At 67.6% G+C, this 2,448-nt stretch carries 3 protein-coding genes; all 3 read right to left on the bottom strand.

From position 1 onward, the window contains the following. Positions 1-231, bottom strand: a 231-nt coding sequence (locus ACZ6Y1_RS37485) for a hypothetical protein (protein ID WP_469640659.1), incomplete at its 3' end; no start/stop codon positions are given. Between the two features lie 261 nt (positions 232-492). Next, a complete protein-coding gene (locus ACZ6Y1_RS37480; RefSeq protein ID WP_469640657.1) occupies positions 493-1,662 on the bottom strand; it encodes a helix-turn-helix domain-containing protein in 1,170 nt (389 codons plus the stop codon). A 53-nt stretch (positions 1,663-1,715) separates the two neighbouring features. After that, positions 1,716-2,357: an HAD family hydrolase gene (locus ACZ6Y1_RS37475; protein ID WP_469640655.1), complete on the bottom strand. Its 642-nt coding sequence runs from the start codon at positions 2,355-2,357 to the stop codon at positions 1,716-1,718. Between the last annotated feature and the right edge of the window lie 91 nt (positions 2,358-2,448).

The following is a 2,448-nucleotide window of genomic DNA, read 5'->3' as shown; positions in this document are numbered from 1 at the left end:
TCGGGTGCGTTGACTCGGATGCGGGTCGGCCGGCTCGATGTTGTCGACTGCCGTGGAGAACTCGCGACCGGATGGGCCCCGGACGTATGCCAGCTCCATCCAATGGGGCTTGATCGAGTTCGAGACGTCTTCGTTGATCACTGCCATCAACTCCCCCTCCACGCCACTCGCCACATCGCGTACCCGACGCCGCAGCAGTGGGTGCGGCACGTACGCGTAGTGGTCAGCCATCGGACTGCTCATTGAAGGAGGAGGCGAAACGCTCCCAGCCGGTGCGAGCCCGTTCGAGGAGATCGCTGCTGGGCCCCAACGTGATTTTCTCCCCGCCTGGGTGGCACGGGCATGATGTGGTCTGCCATGGGTGATCCGGCCCGGGGCGTTCGTCCTGGTTGATCATGGGCGTTCCCATCTGTCTCTTCGGTACGGGCAGACAGATGGTGCGCCGCTACGAGTCCTGCAAGGGATACGGGCTGTATTCCTCGTAGGGCTTGCTCAGATGACACCGATCCACTTGGCGTAGGACGTCAACGATTCAGCGGGGGCGCGTTTGAGACGGAGGATCTTCCCAATGTCCTCTCGGACCCACGGGTGCTCACGTACGTGTTGCGGTGCGTGTTTGCGAGCTTCCTTCAGGCAGTTGAAGGCTCCGTCGGGGTCGCCCGACCAAAGTCGTGCGCGCGCCACCTCGATCCAGAACCCGGACCGGCGCTCTGCCGGGATGTCCCGGCCCGGGCTCCATTTACCGGCGACGTCCAGGGCGCGGCCGATGCGGTCGCTGCCGAGGCTGACCGAGACGGCCACCTCGTGGATGCGGACACTGGACGGCCCGAACGAGGTGCCGAGATAGATGGCCTCGGGAAGGCCCTGTGCCAGTGTCCGGGCCGCGTTCAGGTGGTCGTAGGCGGCATCCGCACTGCCTGCTCGCGCGGCAACGACGGCCGTCCGCATGTGCAGGGCGCCAAGGGTCGCGATCGACCGGCCGGTGTTCGGCTTAGGGCCTACATCGAGGGCTTGTTCCAGCGCCAAGTGGCCGCCCCGGTAGGCGCGGGCGGCGAGGAATGTCTCGGCGCGCACGTAGGCCACGCAAGCGCCCAGGTCCGGGTCCTCTGAGCGGGCGGCTGCCCACCGCATCACGTCGATCAAGCGAGCCGAGAGATCGTGTGCGCCGAATTTGTAGGCCACTGCATCGGCGGACCGCGCCGCCGCGACGACGAGGTGCGCCGCTTCCTCGATGCGAGGGCCGGATGTTGCATGCAGGTGTGCCAGCGCGTCGCCAAGAAGCTTGGGGACCTGCGTCGCGATCAGGCCGTACTGGGCTGCGAGGCGCCATCCGACAGCGGCGTCGATGTCGTTTCGCAATGCTTCGAGTGTTCTGCCGACCGGGTGCAGTGCGAGTTCGTATCCGGCGATCGCCGCAGAGATCGCCGGGAGTGCGGCGTGGACGCGGCGGCCGGTGCCGACGTAGGCCGGATCAAGGCGGGACGCATCCAGACCGAGAGCGGAGGCGATCGCTTCCAGCGTGGAAGGGCCGGGCGAACGGACACCCCGTTCGCAGCCTTTGATCATGGGGAGCGAGACGTGTGCCTCGCGAGCGAGGTCGGCTTGCGTCATGCGTCGGGCTCGCCGCCGGGCGGCGATGCGCTGCCCGATGTGTTCGGCCATGCCCGGACCGTATCGCGCCGAGCCGTGGGCGTCCCACGAATGGGTGCCTGTTCCTACTGCCGGACGATGTCCGGCAGTTCGCTGAGGGAATTGATCGACCAGTCTGCGGCGGCTCGGACAGCGGGGTCGTCCGCCCACCAGTGACCCCAGGGGCCACGCCGGATATGTGCGGTGCGGAGGCCTGAGGCTCGCGCCGGGTGGATGTCGTTGGCCGGGTGGTCGCCCACGTAAAGGGTTTCTTCGGCGGTACTGCCTGATACCGCCAGCACTCGGTCGAAGAAGGCACTCGCAGGCTTGGAGACACCCCACTCGCCCGACGTGACGACGAGGTCTGCCGGTAGCTGGAGTGCGCGCAGCATGTCACCGGCTCGGGGGCTCTGGTTGCCCGCGATGACGACTCGTACGCCGGAGGCCCGGAGCGCTTTCAGTGCCGGGCGGACGTCCTCGTAGAGGTCGGTCTCGTCGAGCCGCTCACCGCGTCCTGCGGCCTCGCGGGCGGCGTATTCGGCGGCGAGGTCGACGCCCGGGCGCAAAAGGCGGATCGCGTCCGCGTTGTCCCGTCCGTCCACGACCACGGCGCCCACCAGCGCGGAAAGCGTGTGGCGGGGCACTCCGAGCCAGTCCGCCCATGCGGCCCAGTAACGATCGTCTCGCGTGAGGGTCTCACCGATGTCCAGAACGACGGTCCGAATCATTCGGCCAGCGTACCGACGGCCCAGAGCGCCTCCATCGCTACGCGCTCCTGCCTGATGGCGAGGCAGGGTGATCCGTCGTCTGAGTCGATAC

Source organism: Streptomyces sp. NPDC053432 (assembly GCF_055585365.1).
This window is presented reverse-complemented; position numbering and strand designations above follow the sequence as displayed.